Below are 15,698 nucleotides of genomic sequence, written 5' to 3'. Positions count from 1 at the left end.
TATCAAAGTCGGTCTACCCTTTAGTACCTGCTTGAGTAAGAGGGAATCTGTGAACTGTTTTACCCTCAAAGCCAGATTTTTACTCCTGCACTAGTATTCTGTATAACAGAATCAGCAAGTCTTGTTTCCCTTCCTTATATTTGGACTTTCATAGAACAGCACAATATCCTTACGCTTATGGATAGCATATATTTCTGGATCATCTTTAATGCCTTTGTGGTTCTAATGCTCGTCCTGGACCTGTTTGTGTTCCACCGGAAGGAGCACGAGGTGAAGATAAAGGAAGCACTGCTTACCAGCTTGTTCTGGATCGTGCTGGCGTTATGCTTTAATGTGCTTATCTACTTCTGGAAAGGGGAACAGCCCGCCATGGAGTTCCTCACCGGTTACCTGATAGAGAAATCCCTGAGCGTAGACAACCTCTTTGTCTTCATCCTGATCTTTAACTACTTTAAAGTACCGCCCAAGTACCAGCACAACCTGTTGTTTTGGGGAGTGTTCGGAGCCTTGGTGCTGCGCGCTATTTTTATACTTGTGGGTGTGGCGCTTATCACCAAGTTTCACTTCCTTATCTACATCCTGGGCGCCTTTCTGGTGTATACGGGTATTAAAATGGCTTTTACGCATGATAATGATGTGGACCCAGCGCACAACCCACTGGTTAAGTGGACCAGTAAGCACCTGCCTATCACCAAAACTGCCGTTGGCGGAAAGTTCTTCACCAAGATAGATGGCAAGTGGTACGCCACTCCCCTGTTCCTGGTCCTTATCATGATAGAAAGTACAGATGTGGTTTTTGCTGCCGATTCGATTCCGGCCATACTTGCCATCTCGAAGGATCCATTTATCGTGTACACCTCCAACGTGTTTGCGCTGCTGGGTCTGCGGGCGCTATACTTTGCTTTGGCTGGCATTATGCAGCTGTTCCATTACCTGCACTACGGTCTCTCGCTTATACTGGCCTTCATCGGGGTAAAACTCTTGATCAGCGATATTTACCATATGGATATGCGCTATGCGCTTATAGCAGTGGGAGCTATACTGGCCATCTCTATCATTGCCTCGCTGCTCTTCCCCAAGAAGGAAAGCGACTTGCCTGAGCCTCCTATCAAGGAATAGTCCTCAGGCTCAGGAGCAACAGTCTTTGCAGCAAATCAAATAATTTACAAAAAATAAATTACAGCAAAGACTTGCATTTATACAGAATAATTTTCTTACTTGCTTAAAATTAGAACAAGACATGCTACAACTACTGGCCAATATTAATACTAATTCCTTTAAGGTGCCTCATGCGGGGCTTCTGAGGTAGTGTATTATGCAGCGTAAAAAGTTGTCAAGAATAAACCACCAAGGGAGCCCCGCCATCAGCGGGGCTCTTTTGTTTTCAGCCTATTTCAAACTAAACCCAACACCAAAACAGAAAAAGAAATTTTTTAACATGCAACAACCATGAAAGCAAGTAGAACACCCATCAATGTAGCACAACAAAGCAGCTTCCGACACGCAGACGGCAAGCTTGTGCTAATTGCGGGACCATGCAGTGCCGAAAGCGAAGAGCAGATGCTGAAAACTGCCCAACAGTTAAAAGCCATCAAAGGCATTAATGTGTTAAGGGCAGGAATCTGGAAATCGCGCACACGCCCCAATTCCTTCAAGGGCGTCGGTACGGTGGGGCTACAGTGGCTCGATATGGTGAAAAAAGAAACCGGCCTGCGCACCGCTTGCGAAGTGGCCAATGCACAGCATGCCGAGGAGGCCATGAAACATGGCATAGACATCCTGAGCATCAGCGGACGCGCTACGGTAAACCCTTTCGCTATGGAGGAAATTGCCGCTGCCCTGAAAGGTACCGACATGCCTGTGCTGGTAAATAACCCGGTGTACCCAGACATGCGCCTTTGGCTTGGTGCTCTGGAGCGCCTGAACCAAGCCGGCATCACCGACCTTGGCCTGATTAACCGCGGCTTTGCTGCCGACGAGCAGTATCCGTACCGTAGCCACCCACGCTGGGACCACATGCTACAACTGCAGGAAATGCACCCTGAGCTGCCTATACTGTGTGATGCAGCACACATAGCTGGCCGCCGAAGTATGTTATACCCGGTTAGCCAGAAAGCAGTAGATCTTGGCGTTGACGGTCTCTTGTTTGAGTCGCACATGAACCCTGCAGCTGCTTTAAGCAGCCCACAGCAGCAGCTTATGCCGCAGGAGTTAGAACTACTGATCAATGCCATCGAAACGAAAGTAAAATTAGATGGCACTAACCGCCTGGTAGAGCAGCTGGACGACCTTAGTCAGCAAATGGACAACATGGACAAGGCCTTGGTAGAGCTGTTGCTGCGCCGCCGTGAGGTATCTCAAAAGATAAGCCTGCACCAGATGGGCGATGTACAGGAAAGCCTGCAAACTTCTCATTGGCAGCAGGAGCTTGATTCATGGCTACAGCGTGACAGCGCAGGCAGCATGGACAGTAATTTCGTCAAATCATTGATGAATGCACTACAGCAGCATCGCCAGAATCCGCAAAGCGGAGTAGGATCATCTGCCGTGGCTTAGCAAAAAAACAATTTATTAGTTGGATTTATAAATTCCGCTAAGTACATTTAGCACCAGATAAGAACAAGAAAGACAAATGTTACACAACACGTTTTACTTTAGCTATTACTTTTTTGGTACTCCGACGGGGCTCCACAGGTAATGCTATTGTGTTTGTGAACTAACAAAGTATAACCGAGAAGCCCCGCCAAAAGCGGGGCTTTTTCTTTTTAAGCCTGTACCTCACCATGAACAGAACCAGAATCGCAATCCAGGGTGGCCCAGCCTCATTCCATGATGCGGCCGCCAGGCAGCTGTGCCAGGGTAATGCCGTTGAGTCGGTGCCTCACACTACCTTCCGTAGCCTCTGCACAGCCTTGGAGCAAGGTGAAGTAGATGCCGCAGTAATGGCTATTGAGAATACGTTGGCCGGGAGCCTGTTGCCAAATTATACATTGCTACAGGAGCACGGGCTGCATGTTATAGCAGAGCATTGGCTGCCAATAGACCAGAACCTGCTGGCGTTGCCGGGGCAGAACTTAACAGAAATCCAAACTGTACTGTCGCACCCAGTGGCGTTGGCACAATGTGGTGCCTTCTTACAGCAGCACCCACAACTGCAGCCTGTAGAGACGCACGATACTGCTGACAGCGCTAGAATCATACTGGAGCAGCAGCTAAAGAACACCGCAGCCATTGCAGGTAAGGCAGCTGCTACACTGTACGGACTGGAGGTATTGGCCAGTAACATTGCTGATTCTGTTGATAATTACACCCGCTTCCTGCTTTTACAGCGTCAGAATCCTGAAGTAGCAGCCGGAGCGGATAAAGCTATTCTCTCCTTCAGGAAACCACTACATACCTCTACCCTAACCTTACTCCTTAGCCTGTTGCAAAAGCACCAGGTAGAGCTTACGCTCCTGCAAACACTGCCAACAACTGATACCCGCGCGCATTTGGTTGCCGAATTGGAGGCTGCGCATGTGGAGCAACTGCAGGAGGCAATTGCACAGGTAAGGCCGTTAGTGGAAGACATGCAGGTATTGGGAATGCTGGAGAAGGCTGCACGACCAAGTGTAGCAACACCAGAAAAAGAGGCTTTAGCTACACATTAAGGAGTTATGATCATACCTAAAGCAGACCGGTTACAGCATGTTCAGGAGTACTACTTCTCCCGAAAATTGGCAGAGGTGCGTGCACTGCAGGCTCAGGGAAAAAGCATCATTAACCTTGGCATTGGCAGCCCCGACATGGCGCCCTCCCCGGCTACAGTAGAAGCACTAACGCAGTCGGCGCAGCAGGCTACTACTCACGGATACCAACCTTATAATGGTACCGCCAAGCTACGACAGGCTATGCAACAGTGGTATCAGCAACTCTACAAGGTAGAACTGAAGGAGCAGGAAGTACTGCCTCTGGCTGGATCAAAGGAGGGTATCTTCCATATTTCTATGGCCTTTCTTAATCCGGGAGATAAAATATTGATTCCAAACCCTGGCTACCCGGCCTATGCTGCTGCAGCAAAACTAGCAGGTGCCGAGGCAGTAACTTATACACTGGATGAGGCTAATGGCTGGTTACCACAGCGTGAGGAATTGGAAAAGCTAGTGGCTCAAGGCGGTGTTAAACTGATGTGGATCAACTATCCGCACATGCCAACAGGAACTGCTGCCACAGCAGAAATGTTTGAGTGGCTTATAGCCTTTACGCAGCAACACGGCCTGCTTCTTATTAATGATAACCCTTACAGCCTGGTGCTACACCAGCAAGCTCCTTTGAGCCTGTTAAGTATAGCCAGAGCCAAGGAGAATTGCTTAGAGCTAAACTCGCTAAGCAAGTCGCATAATATGGCTGGCTGGCGCGTGGGTATGGTGTTGGGACAGCGGGAGTACCTTGCCGCCATACTTGCCGTGAAGAGTAACCTGGACTCCGGGCAGTTGCTACCAATACAGGAGGCCACCATTGCCGCACTTCAAAACAGTAACAGCTGGCATTCTGCCCGCAATGCTGTGTATGCTGAGCGGCAGCAGTTAGCACATTTACTTCTGGAGGAGCTTGGCTGCACATTTCAGTTAAACCAGATTGGGATGTTTGTATGGGCCAAAGTACCTCAGGAAGTATCTAATGTAGAAGCTTATCTCGATGAGCTGCTCTATGAGCAGGGAATTTTCCTGACACCCGGAAAAATATTCGGCAGCCAGGGCGAGCGCTATCTACGCGTGTCTCTTTGTGCCCCCGCAGAACAGCTGCAGGAAGCCATCAACAGAATCAAATTATCTAAGGAAACATTAACCAAAGTATAACCATGAGTACCACAACATCTAACCTAAAAACAGTTGCCACTACTAAAATCTTGAACGGTGGTCCGTTACCAACAGTAATTGCCGGTCCCTGCAGTGCTGAATCCGAAGAACAGATGCTGCAAACAGCATTGGAGTTGAAAAAAGACCATCGTGTATCCATTTTCCGTGCAGGAATATGGAAGCCCCGCACTCGCCCGGGCATGTTTGAAGGTGTAGGTACTATTGGCCTGGAGTGGCTAAAAACTGTAAAACAGGAAACAGGCCTGCTAACTGCCGTTGAGGTAGCAAATACACAACACGTAGAAGAGGCCCTGAAGCATGGCGTAGATATACTTTGGGTTGGTGCACGCACTACAGTAAACCCTTTCTCGGTACAGGAAGTAGCAGATGCGCTACAAGGCGTAGACATTCCGGTAATGGTAAAGAACCCTGTTAACCCAGACATACAGTTGTGGCTGGGAGCACTGGAGCGCCTGAACCGTGCCGGCATCACTGACCTGGGCCTGATCCACCGCGGATTCTCCACTCCTAATAATAAGCCTTATCGCAACCACCCGAAGTGGCAAACTATACAAGAAATTCGTAATCTCGCCCCTGGCATTCCGCTACTTTGTGACCCTAGCCATATTGCCGGCCGTCGCGATTTACTGGAGACAGTAAGCCAGCAGGCGCTGCACCTAGGCGTGGATGGATTGATGATTGAAACACATATCAACCCGGATGTAGCATTAAGCGATGCTTCGCAGCAGGTAACGCCAGCCGGACTGGATAAGTTGCTGACCGTACTGGACCTGGAGTCGGAGCGTGTAGCACAACCAGAACAGTTGCAGGACCTGCGTGCCCTGATCGATCGTTTAGATAGTGAACTGCTTAACGTGCTGTTCCTGCGTGCTGATGTATCGAAGCGTATTGGTGAGTACAAGCGTGCCAATTCACTTGACATTTACCAGGCTGGCCGTTGGAAGCAACTCCTGGAAAACAGGCTTATAGCAGCGAGCGATATCGGTTTGGACGAGGATTTTGTAAGAGCCATTTTCGATGCTATCCATGGCTTTTCTCTTGGTATTCAGAACGAAGTTTTTGCAGCACCTGCCACACCTAAAACAGTAACGCAGGAGTAGCCTGGAATGACTGTCCCATCTAATTGGTGAAACATGCCGAATAACTGCTGTTTCCTTACTTCCGTCGAATTTAAGAAGTAAAGCAAGGCACGTTTTGTACCTTTATGATGTTGCAAGGCAGCAACATTCACCAAGAATCATAGCACTCATGAAAACTCCTATTTCGCGCCTCCGCACAGTGGGCATTTACGAAGGCTTATCTTACCTGATTTTGTTAGGTATTGCTATGCCCCTAAAGTATATGTTTGACATGCCTCTCTTTGTAAAGTATGTAGGTTGGGCACATGGCCTGCTGTTTGTACTGTACATACTGGCACTACTGCAGGTAACACTAGCGTACAACTGGTCATTTAAGAAAGTAGCAGCTGGCTTCATCGCCTCTTTGCTTCCTTTCGGCCCATTTATACTTGACAAGAAGCTGTTAGATAAAGAGGAGGCCGCTTTACAGGCTCAAAAGCAGAAGCAAGTAGCATAGGCTGCGGAGTTATATAATTCAAAGCCCCATCTGTAAAAACAGATGGGGCTTTTTTATGAAGTCTGAAGATGATCAGTACACTTTCTAAGAGTTAATCAGCAGCTTTCCGTGCCTCAGCCTTAGCTATGATGCTTGCTGCGAGCAGCTGCAAGGCGTGGTAGATCATGATCGGAAGCAGGATAATACCGACCATGTTGCCGCCCGGAAAAAGTACCTTGGACATAACAGTGCCATGAACAAGCGACTTTTTAGACCCACAAAAGATCGCTGTAACCTGGTTCTCGCGGTTAAAGCCAAGCAACTTCGTAATGCCGAGGATAAGACCGTACACCAGGAAAAAGAGGCCAATCATGGCAGTGCCAAGAATAAGTATATCTCCAACACTATAGCCACTGAACATCTCACGGGCAAAAGATTCGCAGAAAGAAGTATAGACAATGATCAGAATGATAATCTGGTCAAATATGCGCAGGCGGCTTTTGTTTCGCTCTGCAAATTCTCCCCAGAAACGATGCAACACTATACCCATTATCACTGGCAAAAGGACCTGCAATGCCAGTTTGCCCATTATACTTCCCATATCAAAACTTTCGGTATTGGCCGTCAAGAACAATCCCATCCAAAGGGGGGTAATAAAGATGCCCATCAGGCTGGAGATGCTGGCGTTGAAGATGGCTCCAGGTATGTTGCCACCGGCAATCGATACCATTACTACCGAAGAAGAAACAGTAGATGGCAAAGCTGCCAGGTAAAACACGCCTAACCAAAGAAGCTCCTGCGGTGTATCCTCAAAAAAAGTGTGCAGTGGCAGAATCAGCAACGGGAAAAGCACAAAGGTACTCAGCTGCACCACTACATGTAGCTTCCAGTTACTCAAGCCCACCCTCAACTTCTCAGGGCTCAGGCGCAGGCCATAGAAAAAGAAGATAACGGATACGCCATAATTGGCCAGATCACCTAGGGATATTGGCTCCCGATCTACACCTAGCTCCGGCCATAAATAAGCCAGCACAATCATACTTATAAGCGCTAGCAGGAACCAGTCTAAGCCTACCCGGGCGGCCATGGCTCCTGCACGTGGTATAAGGCCAAGCGGTTGTTGATTTTTAGTCATGGCTGAATATATCAAAGAAAACAGGACTATACACTATAGTAAGAATGGGTTTGATATAAAACTGAGATTTTCTATACTTAATAAACATTGTATAAACATGAAAATAAGCACGAAAAAAACCTCCTCATTGTCTTGCTTATGGCTTGTAGTGTTGGTGTTCAGGCCCAGACACACGGTGAGTTAGTAGATCAGTCCTACAACTGCTTTAAACAAAATGATATGGATTGTGCCATAGAGAAACTTGAAGCTGCCATCAAAAAAGACCCTAAAAAATGAGAAGAACTACATCCACTTCTCCAACTTGGGCACCATGTATCGCAGGCTAGGCAAAAACAAAGAAGCCATGTCTTCCTACAGTAAAGCGGGTAAGCTAAACAACAAATCTGCCTTTGTCTACAACAACAGAGCTTCACTTAAGCGTGTCATGGAAGACTATAAAGGTTCCGTAGAGGACTATACAGCAGCCTTAGCCCTGGATCCATCTAACGAAGAAGCTTTACTTAACAGATCTTATTCTAAAAAACTACTAGGCGATCAGCAAGGAGCTAAAGCTGACTTGTTGAGCCTACTAAAAATCAACCCCACAAACTATCAGGCAAAATCCAACTTAGTCAATATTAAAAAACTTGAAGGTAAGTATGATGAAGCACTAACAGACCTGAATGACCTAATTCTAAATTATCCTCAAGATGCTATACTGTACAACAACAGAGCAGACTTGTTCCTACTAATGAAAGCCTATAACAGAGGTATGAAAGACATTAAGACAGCGCTGGCGCTAGACACAGACTATGGTATAGCTTATGTAACACGGGCAGAACTTGAGTTAGCCTTAGGCGACAAAAGCTCTGCAAAGTCAGACTTAGAAAAAGCCCTGCAACTAGGAGTAAAAGAAGCTCAAATTGCCCCTTTGTTAGAGCAATGCAAATAGTTGCTTAAGCTAAGCGGAGTTTGCTCAGCATAGAGTATATACAAAACAGCCCCTGCAGCACGAGCTACAGGGGCTGTTTTGTATATACTCTATGCTTTAGAAGTCCAGCATATCTATTGTTTCCAGCTCAAACTGGTCATTATCCTCCTCTTCCACAACAGAGGTATCAGGAGCGGTTACAATAAGGTCGCGGGCACGGCCATAAAGGCGCACGTTCGGATATAAGTTCTCATACTCTTCCTGAGTAATCAGCCCCCTACGTCGCATGATGCCTCCAATCATGCGGTAATATCCAGATTTCCAGCTACGCAGGTTACCGTGGCTATCGAAGGAGGCACGGTAGCGTTTCGGGCTAGGTATAATGCTGGTCAAGAAGATAGCTTCTGCCAGGTTCAGCTCCGATGGCTGCTTACCAAAATAGAAGCGGGATGCATCCTTAGCTCCGTATACATCTGGTCCCCACTCAATAATGTTCAGGTAGACCTCGAACATGCGGTTCTTTGATACCAGGTCCAGGTTCTCAATTAACCAAACAATTATGGCCTCCTCTACCTTACGGGCTACCGTCTTCTGGCGAGTCAGGAACACGTTTTTCACCAGCTGCATCGAGATGGTACTACCACCGCGGGCGAACTCTCCCTCTTTCAGGTTCTTGATAATTGCCTGCCGGAAAGCTTCTTCGTGAAAACCGTTGTGGCTATAGAAGCCTGCATCCTCAGCAGTAAGTATGGCGTTACGCAGGTACGGCGAAATCTGGCTAATAGGGCTGTAGAATGGGTTAGAAGGCCCAACAGTGAAGGTACGGATCGGCTTGCCGTACTCATACATGGTATGCGTAAACGAGCCATTTATCTTTTCGATATTGGTATTACCCCACTGTACTATTTTAAAGTCTTCAGAAGCATCTAGGTCTGAATCAAACACAACCTGCTCCAGGCTATCCATGTTTACATGAAACTTCATATCATACTGCAGCCATCCTTCAGCCTTGATACCTTCCAAGTTCTCGAACAGGCCAGATGGCAGGGAGTCGAAGAAATCGTTTGCAGCCACCTGCTCGGTTTTCACCTTCAGGTCTATAATCTTAGAATCTTTATTCTGATAAGCTGCATAAATATTAGTACGGGCTCTGTTTACGCGTACCTCTGTGAGGCTATCAATTACATAAAGGTTAGGCCCTAGCGTTATCACATAATCTACAGCACTCTCACTAACATGTATATCCTCGGCAGCAAGTTTTTCGTGGTTCAGCACAAGGTCATCTACCATGGCGTTACCCCGAACCGTTAGCATATCATTCCGAAACTCCTTATCCTCCAGGCTTACATGCAGCGTATCAAAAGCAACTTTTGCATTAAACTTCTGCTGCACATATGGTAGGCGTATGCCAGCAGTGTCGCCGGCATAGAGACTGGCAGAAATCCGGTAATCGCCGGGGTCTATGGTACCTCGCACACGCATGTTGTTCTCTATGGAGTCAGTGCGTACATATACCTCTGAATCAATGTTTCCATCATCCATTAGCAAGTATGGCATTCTGATGTCGATGGTACGATTAGGCGAAGTATAAGAGGCGTTCAGGTTTTTGAAATCTACCTGATCCGGCACGTTATCGAAAGCTGTTTCTATCAAGCGATTGAGCAGGAGACCATAGTTTCGGCCCGTACTAGCAGTATCAACAGGTTGCTCTGTTTCCTCTCCATTCTTAAAGAGAAAGCCAAAGTTGGTTACATCATTGTTCTTTACAGCAGTGAGGTAGCCATCGGTTACCTGCAAACGCCTGAAAACTACTCGGCCTTTAAAGAGCGAGCGGAAACTGACAGTAGCGTGAACACTATCTGTGGTGAAGAGGGTATCCAAGTTATGCGGTACAAAAGAAATATCGCTAAGCACAACTGAGTTCCAGTCCACAAACTCAGCGCTGCCAATGTTAAGATCCGCGGGGTACTTGTTCTCTACTTTGGCAATTACCCGCTCAATGGTATACTCCAGCAAGCGGCTTCTGAAGGCGAAGAGCAGCACAGTCAGAAGTATAAAGAAGGCCAGCACTCCGCCAGCCCAAATCAGTATTTTATTTTTCAAACGTCGGTCCAAAATATAATCCGGTGCGAATTAAGTAATAAGAATTGTATCAAAAAATCTATGGTGTACTTTTAATATACTAAATTATATATATACTTAATGGTATTAAGCTATATTATAAACATACTTCACCTATTACGGTTGCAGGCCTGTTAGGATATACCCTTAACGCCACTTTCCGCAAGCTTAGTGCCAAAATTTCACATTAGGCAGAATCTTAAACATTCTATCTGTCAATAAGTTGCATCAAATTATCTGCAAAAAATGAGGCATTAAAGAGCTAAAGTATAAGAGTAGCGGTGCATATTTGGCTTCCTGAGGCAAACCTGTGTATCTTTGAACAGGAGAACCACATCCCCATAACATGAACTTAACAACACTCACTGCTATTTCGCCGGTTGATGGCCGTTACCGCCGCCACACCAGCGACCTTGCCCCTTACTTTTCTGAATTTGGCCTGATCCGCTACCGCGTATTGGTAGAGGTAGAATACTTTGTAGCACTTTGCGAGCTACCACTGCCACAGCTGCAGAACATCAGTTCCAGCCAGTTTCCGGAGCTGCGCGCCATCTATGAGAACTTCTCTGAGGAGGATGCCTTAACTATAAAGGAAACAGAAAAAACCACCAACCACGATGTGAAGGCGGTGGAGTACTATATCAAAGGAAAGTTCGATGAGCTGGGCCTCAGTGAGTACAAAGAGTTTATTCATTTCGGTTTAACCTCACAGGATGTAAACAACACAGCAATTCCGCTTTCACTTCGTGAGGCGCACGAGCGTGTACTGCAGCCTACTTATCAGGAAGTGCATCAAACCCTGCAAGGGCTAGCACAGCAGTGGAAAGATATTCCGATGCTGGCACACACCCACGGACAGCCGGCCTCTCCTACACGCTTGGGCAAGGAGATGATGGTTTTTGCAGAGCGCCTGGAGGCACAGTTGAACTTACTGAGCCAGGTGCCTTTTTCGGCTAAATTTGGCGGTGCTACCGGTAACTTTAACGCACACCATGTGGCTTACCCAAGCATTAACTGGCCAGACTTCGGCAACCGCTTTGTGCAGGACGTTCTGGGTCTTCAGCGTAGCCAGTATACCACTCAAATTGAGCATTATGATAACTTGGCAGCCTATTTCGATGGACTTAAGCGTCTGAACACTATCTTGCTAGACTTCTCCCGCGATGTGTGGCAGTATGTGTCTATGGGATACTTCAAGCAAAAAATTAAAGCTGGTGAAGTAGGCTCTTCTGCCATGCCCCACAAGGTAAACCCAATCGACTTTGAAAATGCTGAAGGTAATTTAGGCATTGCCAATGCTTTGCTGGAGCACCTGGCTGCTAAACTGCCAATCTCCCGCCTACAGCGTGACCTAACCGACTCTACTGTACTACGCAACGTTGGAGTACCACTAGCTCACATACTAATTGCTCTAAAATCGTTAGAGAAAGGTATTGGTAAGCTGGAGCTGAATGAGGCTGCTCTGAATGCTCACTTGGAAGACAACTGGGCTGTAGTAGCGGAAGGTATACAAACTGTGCTGCGCCGTGAGGGATACCCACAACCATACGAGGCTCTGAAAGAACTGACGCGTAAAAACGAAAAAATGACGGAAGAGTGCATCCATACTTTCATTGATACCTTACAGGTAAGCGATGCCGTGAAAGAGGAGCTTAAGAAAATCTCTCCTTTCAACTATACAGGTGTAGAGTTGGTATAAGCACTCTTCATAAATATCTTTAAAACAAGAACCCCCGGACGTCATTGGTTTCCGGGGATTCTTGTTTTTGGTGTACTTCCTCATGTAATTAAGAGCTCTGTTTTAGCTAAACGTACTCTTAAACCTGAAGCAATAAGTTGTTTTTAAGGAAATAGCCTAAGGTAAAGCGTTCTTCTTTCTGAACAGACGTATGACTGTCTTGTCGCTGCTCCACCACAAAATCACCATCGTTGAAAGGTTTGTAGAAGTGTATGTTTTCAGGAGTATAAGGCTGCTGCTGATAGGCTACACCTGCTGCGGCTGCCAGCTCAGCCATACTATAGTCGCGCTCGCCTAACAGCGCCTTCACCTGCTTGCCTGTAAAGTCCTGCTGCTGCAGATGCCTGGCAGTCACATAGGCCACTTCGTAGGATGAAATATATGGTAGCCTCAGGTCTGGTGCGTATGGCGTGTGTAAGCCCCAGTTGAGGTTCTCGAAAAAATTGGCACAACGCAAATGCAGCAGATGTTGCCTTAGCGCTTCATTTAGCTCATTTTCCAAGGCTACTAACCTGGTAGGTACGCCGCCTTTCCTGACAATGCTGTTACTGATGTTCACAACATGCGTTACAGGTGTCTCCTGAAGCAAAACACCCAAACGTTTGGCCGTAGCAGTTGCATCGTTAAAAGCAGCATCAGGCACTGTCAGGAAAACGCTGTTTGCTTTCTGAAGAGCCTGCCCTAAAGCTTTATCGTCGTTAAAATCGCCTTCTTTTAGCTCAGCCTTACCTTCAAAGCTGCTCAGGCGTTCGCGGCTACGACCAAACACAGCCACCTGCTCGCCAAGAGTGATTAACTCTTTTGCTACTTTGCCCCCTATGTTTCCTCCGGCACCCAGTATAAGTATGTGGTTCTTCTTTTTCATAGTTTTAGATGAGTTTAAAGTTTACGAACACTGCGCTCGCCGCACTTCTTTGCTCAAGTTATTAAAGAATGATATTACTCCAATACGCGTGGCTGCTTCACAGTGAAAGAATGTACTTTGCTGCCAACCAACCCGTCTCCTGAAACTCCCTGCACCACTACTAGGTAAGTACCAGCCTGGTCTGAAGTATAAAAGTTTAATTTGTTCCCTTTACCGGCTTCCAGGCTGAGGTTTGGTTCCCAATGGAGTAAATTGCGGAAATCGGCTAAGCGGCTTTGTCTTTGCTCTGTTGTCTCGTAGCTAGGGGCGTAAAACTCTTTTTCTAGCTGCAGTCCCTCGTATGCCTGAAACAAGGCTTTCGGATTCAACTCAAAACCTGCCAGATCGCCTTTGTAAGTAGTATAACTTACTAGCCCCTCATAGATCAAAGGGCCGTTGAAGAAGCGGCTGGAAATTACATCCAGCTTTTTAACCTTCAGCGGATCAAAAGCCATAATCTTATCTATATCAAAAACAGGCACGCCATCCAACAGTACCATCGGGTTATTGTTGAATATGCTTCTATAAGGCCTGTTAAAAACCATGAAGCGGAACTTGCCCCCTTGCTTTCGGACCTGCACCCCTGGCACATACTCCCGCATCACTTCTTCCATCACCTTAAATCGCTTGTAATCGTCCAGGAAATATTGCTCATCAGGCTTTCCGTAAAAAGCCAGGCTATCCACGTTGGCTGGCTTTATCCTGTTGCTGTAGCTGCTAAAGTAGGCTTGCTGCACCTGTGCCTGCACATGGCGTAGGGTGAGCTCATGCTCCAGTTCTTCGGAGAGATTAAAGGGCAACTGACTTTTCTGTCCATACTTATCAGAGAAAGGACTGAAAACCTCGAAGTGATAAGTGCTGTCTTTGGTATAGTTGCTCTGTAGCACAATGTCGCGATCTCCGAAGAAGTCTTTCATGTCAAAACTAATAAAGCCATCCGCGTTGCTGGTGGAGTTGTACAGGCGGATGAGCTTACTTGGCGAGGCGAGATAGGTAACCACGCCTTCAGTCGGTTTACTGGTTGCACTAGATGTAACTCTACCCCTTATCTGGTGGCCATCGTATTCGGGCAAGAACTTATAACTAGCCGGCTCCTTTCCCAACACATCTTCCCACTTAAAGCGGCTCCACCCATGAGTCAGCATGAGGTTGTCCATGGCTTCACGGTCAGCTGCTCCTTCAGCAGAGAAGTAATAGCTCGGACTTTCAATTGTACCTTTCAGATCAGAAGTAAGCCATATGTAACTTTCTATGCTACTTCCGGTGTTCTTCTGCAGCGAGTCAAGTTTAAACACGGCTAGCGAAAGGTTAGCTGAGGCAGCTTTACCAACACCTGCCTCAGCTAACAGGTCCAGTGTTACCTTTTCGCGTGAGTTATAGCCTGCTTTATCTGCTGCCACATTCAGCTGCAGTGTTTGTGTTGGCCGTTTAAAGTACAGTCGCTCGCACACTGGCTGCTTGTTGGCATTAAAAACGGTAAAGTGAATAATACCATCTGCCAGCAACTTCTTATCAACCAGAAACACTGCCCTTCCCTGACTTACAACTGCTACATCGGCTATGGCTATCATTTGCCTGGTGTGGCCGAGTAGGTACAACTGCTCCCCCTGTACTCCTGCTTGGTTAACCGTTATCTGCAGTTGCGCTGCACCTGTATCTTCTAATTGCAGCGCATATCCTTGCTCATAAGCTGAAGGTAGTTTCTTTACCAGGCTACGATTATCTGCCAGTTTGATTATGGCAGTGTACTCCCCGCCTTTAGCAGGTGTAAATATAAAATGTCCGATCCCGAACTTGTGAGGCTCAAATTCTGCTACTTTATTCCCCTCCCGGTCATGCACTTCTCCTTTAAAGGCCACACCTTCGCCTGTAGCTTGGTCTACCACCTGGAAGCCTACTTTATTAGCAACACCAGCTACCATGTTTCCTCCTTCCGGGAAGAACTGGGCAGTAAGGGCCGCACCTTTAGGCACCTCCTGCACCGGCAGTTTTTGGAGAGTATTAACTATGGTAACAGCCTGTTCAAAGTATAAATCTGGGCTGAAGTTCTTCATCCAGTTAGTGTAAGCCCTGACGCTATAGTTGCCCGAAACGAGCGTAGCTGGTAGGATAAAAGACCCGCTGCCTACACCCTCTTTCAAGGCTATCTTTGCCTGCAGCACCGGCTTCTGCGATGCATCCAGTACCTCCACATAGGCTACCTTACTCATATCAAGTGGCTTGTGCAGGGTACCATCTACATTATAGAGCTTAAACCACATGGTTTCGCCGCAGATGTACGCTGGCCTATCAACGTGGAGGAAGAGCTTTTCCTGTAAGGCTTTTTTCCGGTGCTGGTCAAAATCCTTCGCTATACTTTCCAACGCTCCGTTTTGTGCCCAAGCATGAGGAGTATGACCCAGACTAAACATGATGCCTAGCGCGGCTACACTCAATCGCATTAACTGCCTGTATAACTTTTTCGGCACCTTTGACTC

Annotated in this window: 12 protein-coding genes; 8 read left to right on the top strand and 4 right to left on the bottom strand. The window is 47.0% G+C overall.

Going from position 1 to position 15,698, the window contains the following annotated elements:
• Nucleotides 1-177 precede the first annotated feature (177 nt).
• The 6 genes from PKOR_RS11300 to PKOR_RS11275 all read left to right on the top strand — a co-directional run bounded on the left by PKOR_RS11300 (nt 178) and on the right by PKOR_RS11275 (nt 6,434).
• Complete coding sequence (locus PKOR_RS11300) at nt 178-1,119, top strand: TerC family protein (RefSeq protein WP_046310833.1); 942 nt, start codon at nt 178-180, stop codon at nt 1,117-1,119.
• Between the two features lie 330 nt (nt 1,120-1,449).
• Complete coding sequence (locus PKOR_RS11295) at nt 1,450-2,556, top strand: chorismate mutase (RefSeq protein WP_084694768.1); 1,107 nt, start codon at nt 1,450-1,452, stop codon at nt 2,554-2,556.
• Between the two features lie 227 nt (nt 2,557-2,783).
• The gene (locus PKOR_RS11290) at nt 2,784-3,650 is read left to right on the top strand and encodes a prephenate dehydratase domain-containing protein (protein ID WP_046310831.1); all 867 of its coding nucleotides are present in this window, start codon (nt 2,784-2,786) and stop codon (nt 3,648-3,650) included.
• 6 nt (nt 3,651-3,656) lie between these two features.
• A complete protein-coding gene (locus PKOR_RS11285; protein ID WP_046310829.1) occupies nt 3,657-4,838 on the top strand; it encodes a pyridoxal phosphate-dependent aminotransferase in 1,182 nt (393 codons plus the stop codon).
• Nucleotides 4,839-4,840: 2 nt separating this feature from the next.
• Nucleotides 4,841-5,959 carry a chorismate mutase gene (locus PKOR_RS11280; protein WP_046310828.1) on the top strand — a complete coding sequence of 373 codons (1,119 nt, stop codon included), beginning with the start codon at nt 4,841-4,843 and terminating at the stop codon, nt 5,957-5,959.
• 148 nt (nt 5,960-6,107) lie between these two features.
• Nucleotides 6,108-6,434 (top strand): DUF3817 domain-containing protein, encoded by a 327-nt coding sequence (locus PKOR_RS11275; protein WP_046310826.1) that lies wholly within the window; start codon nt 6,108-6,110, stop codon nt 6,432-6,434.
• A 91-nt stretch (nt 6,435-6,525) separates the two neighbouring features.
• On the opposite strand, the gene PKOR_RS11270 is transcribed toward PKOR_RS11275, so the two are convergent.
• Nucleotides 6,526-7,548 carry a bile acid:sodium symporter family protein gene (locus PKOR_RS11270; protein WP_046310825.1) on the bottom strand — a complete coding sequence of 341 codons (1,023 nt, stop codon included), beginning with the start codon at nt 7,546-7,548 and terminating at the stop codon, nt 6,526-6,528.
• 241 nt (nt 7,549-7,789) lie between these two features.
• On the opposite strand from PKOR_RS11270, the gene PKOR_RS11260 reads away from it, so the two are divergent.
• The gene (locus PKOR_RS11260; RefSeq protein ID WP_046310822.1) at nt 7,790-8,479 is read left to right on the top strand and encodes a tetratricopeptide repeat protein; all 690 of its coding nucleotides are present in this window, start codon (nt 7,790-7,792) and stop codon (nt 8,477-8,479) included.
• A gap of 96 nt (nt 8,480-8,575) precedes the next feature.
• Here the strand turns inward: PKOR_RS11260 and PKOR_RS11255 are convergent, their stop codons facing one another.
• Nucleotides 8,576-10,561 (bottom strand): biosynthetic peptidoglycan transglycosylase, encoded by a 1,986-nt coding sequence (locus PKOR_RS11255; protein ID WP_046310820.1) that lies wholly within the window; start codon nt 10,559-10,561, stop codon nt 8,576-8,578.
• 364 nt (nt 10,562-10,925) lie between these two features.
• Here PKOR_RS11255 and purB point away from each other — a divergent pair, with 364 nt between their 5' ends.
• The gene (gene purB / locus PKOR_RS11250) at nt 10,926-12,278 is read left to right on the top strand and encodes an adenylosuccinate lyase (RefSeq protein WP_046310818.1); all 1,353 of its coding nucleotides are present in this window, start codon (nt 10,926-10,928) and stop codon (nt 12,276-12,278) included.
• Between the two features lie 118 nt (nt 12,279-12,396).
• On the opposite strand, the gene PKOR_RS11245 is transcribed toward purB, so the two are convergent.
• Together PKOR_RS11245 and PKOR_RS11240 are read right to left on the bottom strand one after the other, a co-directional pair.
• A complete protein-coding gene (locus PKOR_RS11245) occupies nt 12,397-13,182 on the bottom strand; it encodes an NAD(P)H-binding protein (RefSeq protein WP_046310817.1) in 786 nt (261 codons plus the stop codon).
• A 74-nt stretch (nt 13,183-13,256) separates the two neighbouring features.
• Entirely contained in the window at nt 13,257-15,689 is a 2,433-nt protein-coding gene (locus PKOR_RS11240) for a hypothetical protein (protein WP_148561671.1), read from the bottom strand.
• Nucleotides 15,690-15,698: the final 9 nt, after the last annotated feature.

This window comes from Pontibacter korlensis (assembly GCF_000973725.1).
GTDB classification, from domain to species: domain Bacteria; phylum Bacteroidota; class Bacteroidia; order Cytophagales; family Hymenobacteraceae; genus Pontibacter; species Pontibacter korlensis.
The sequence above is the reverse complement of the archived record's forward strand: the minus strand, read 5'-3'. Positions and strand labels throughout refer to the sequence as shown.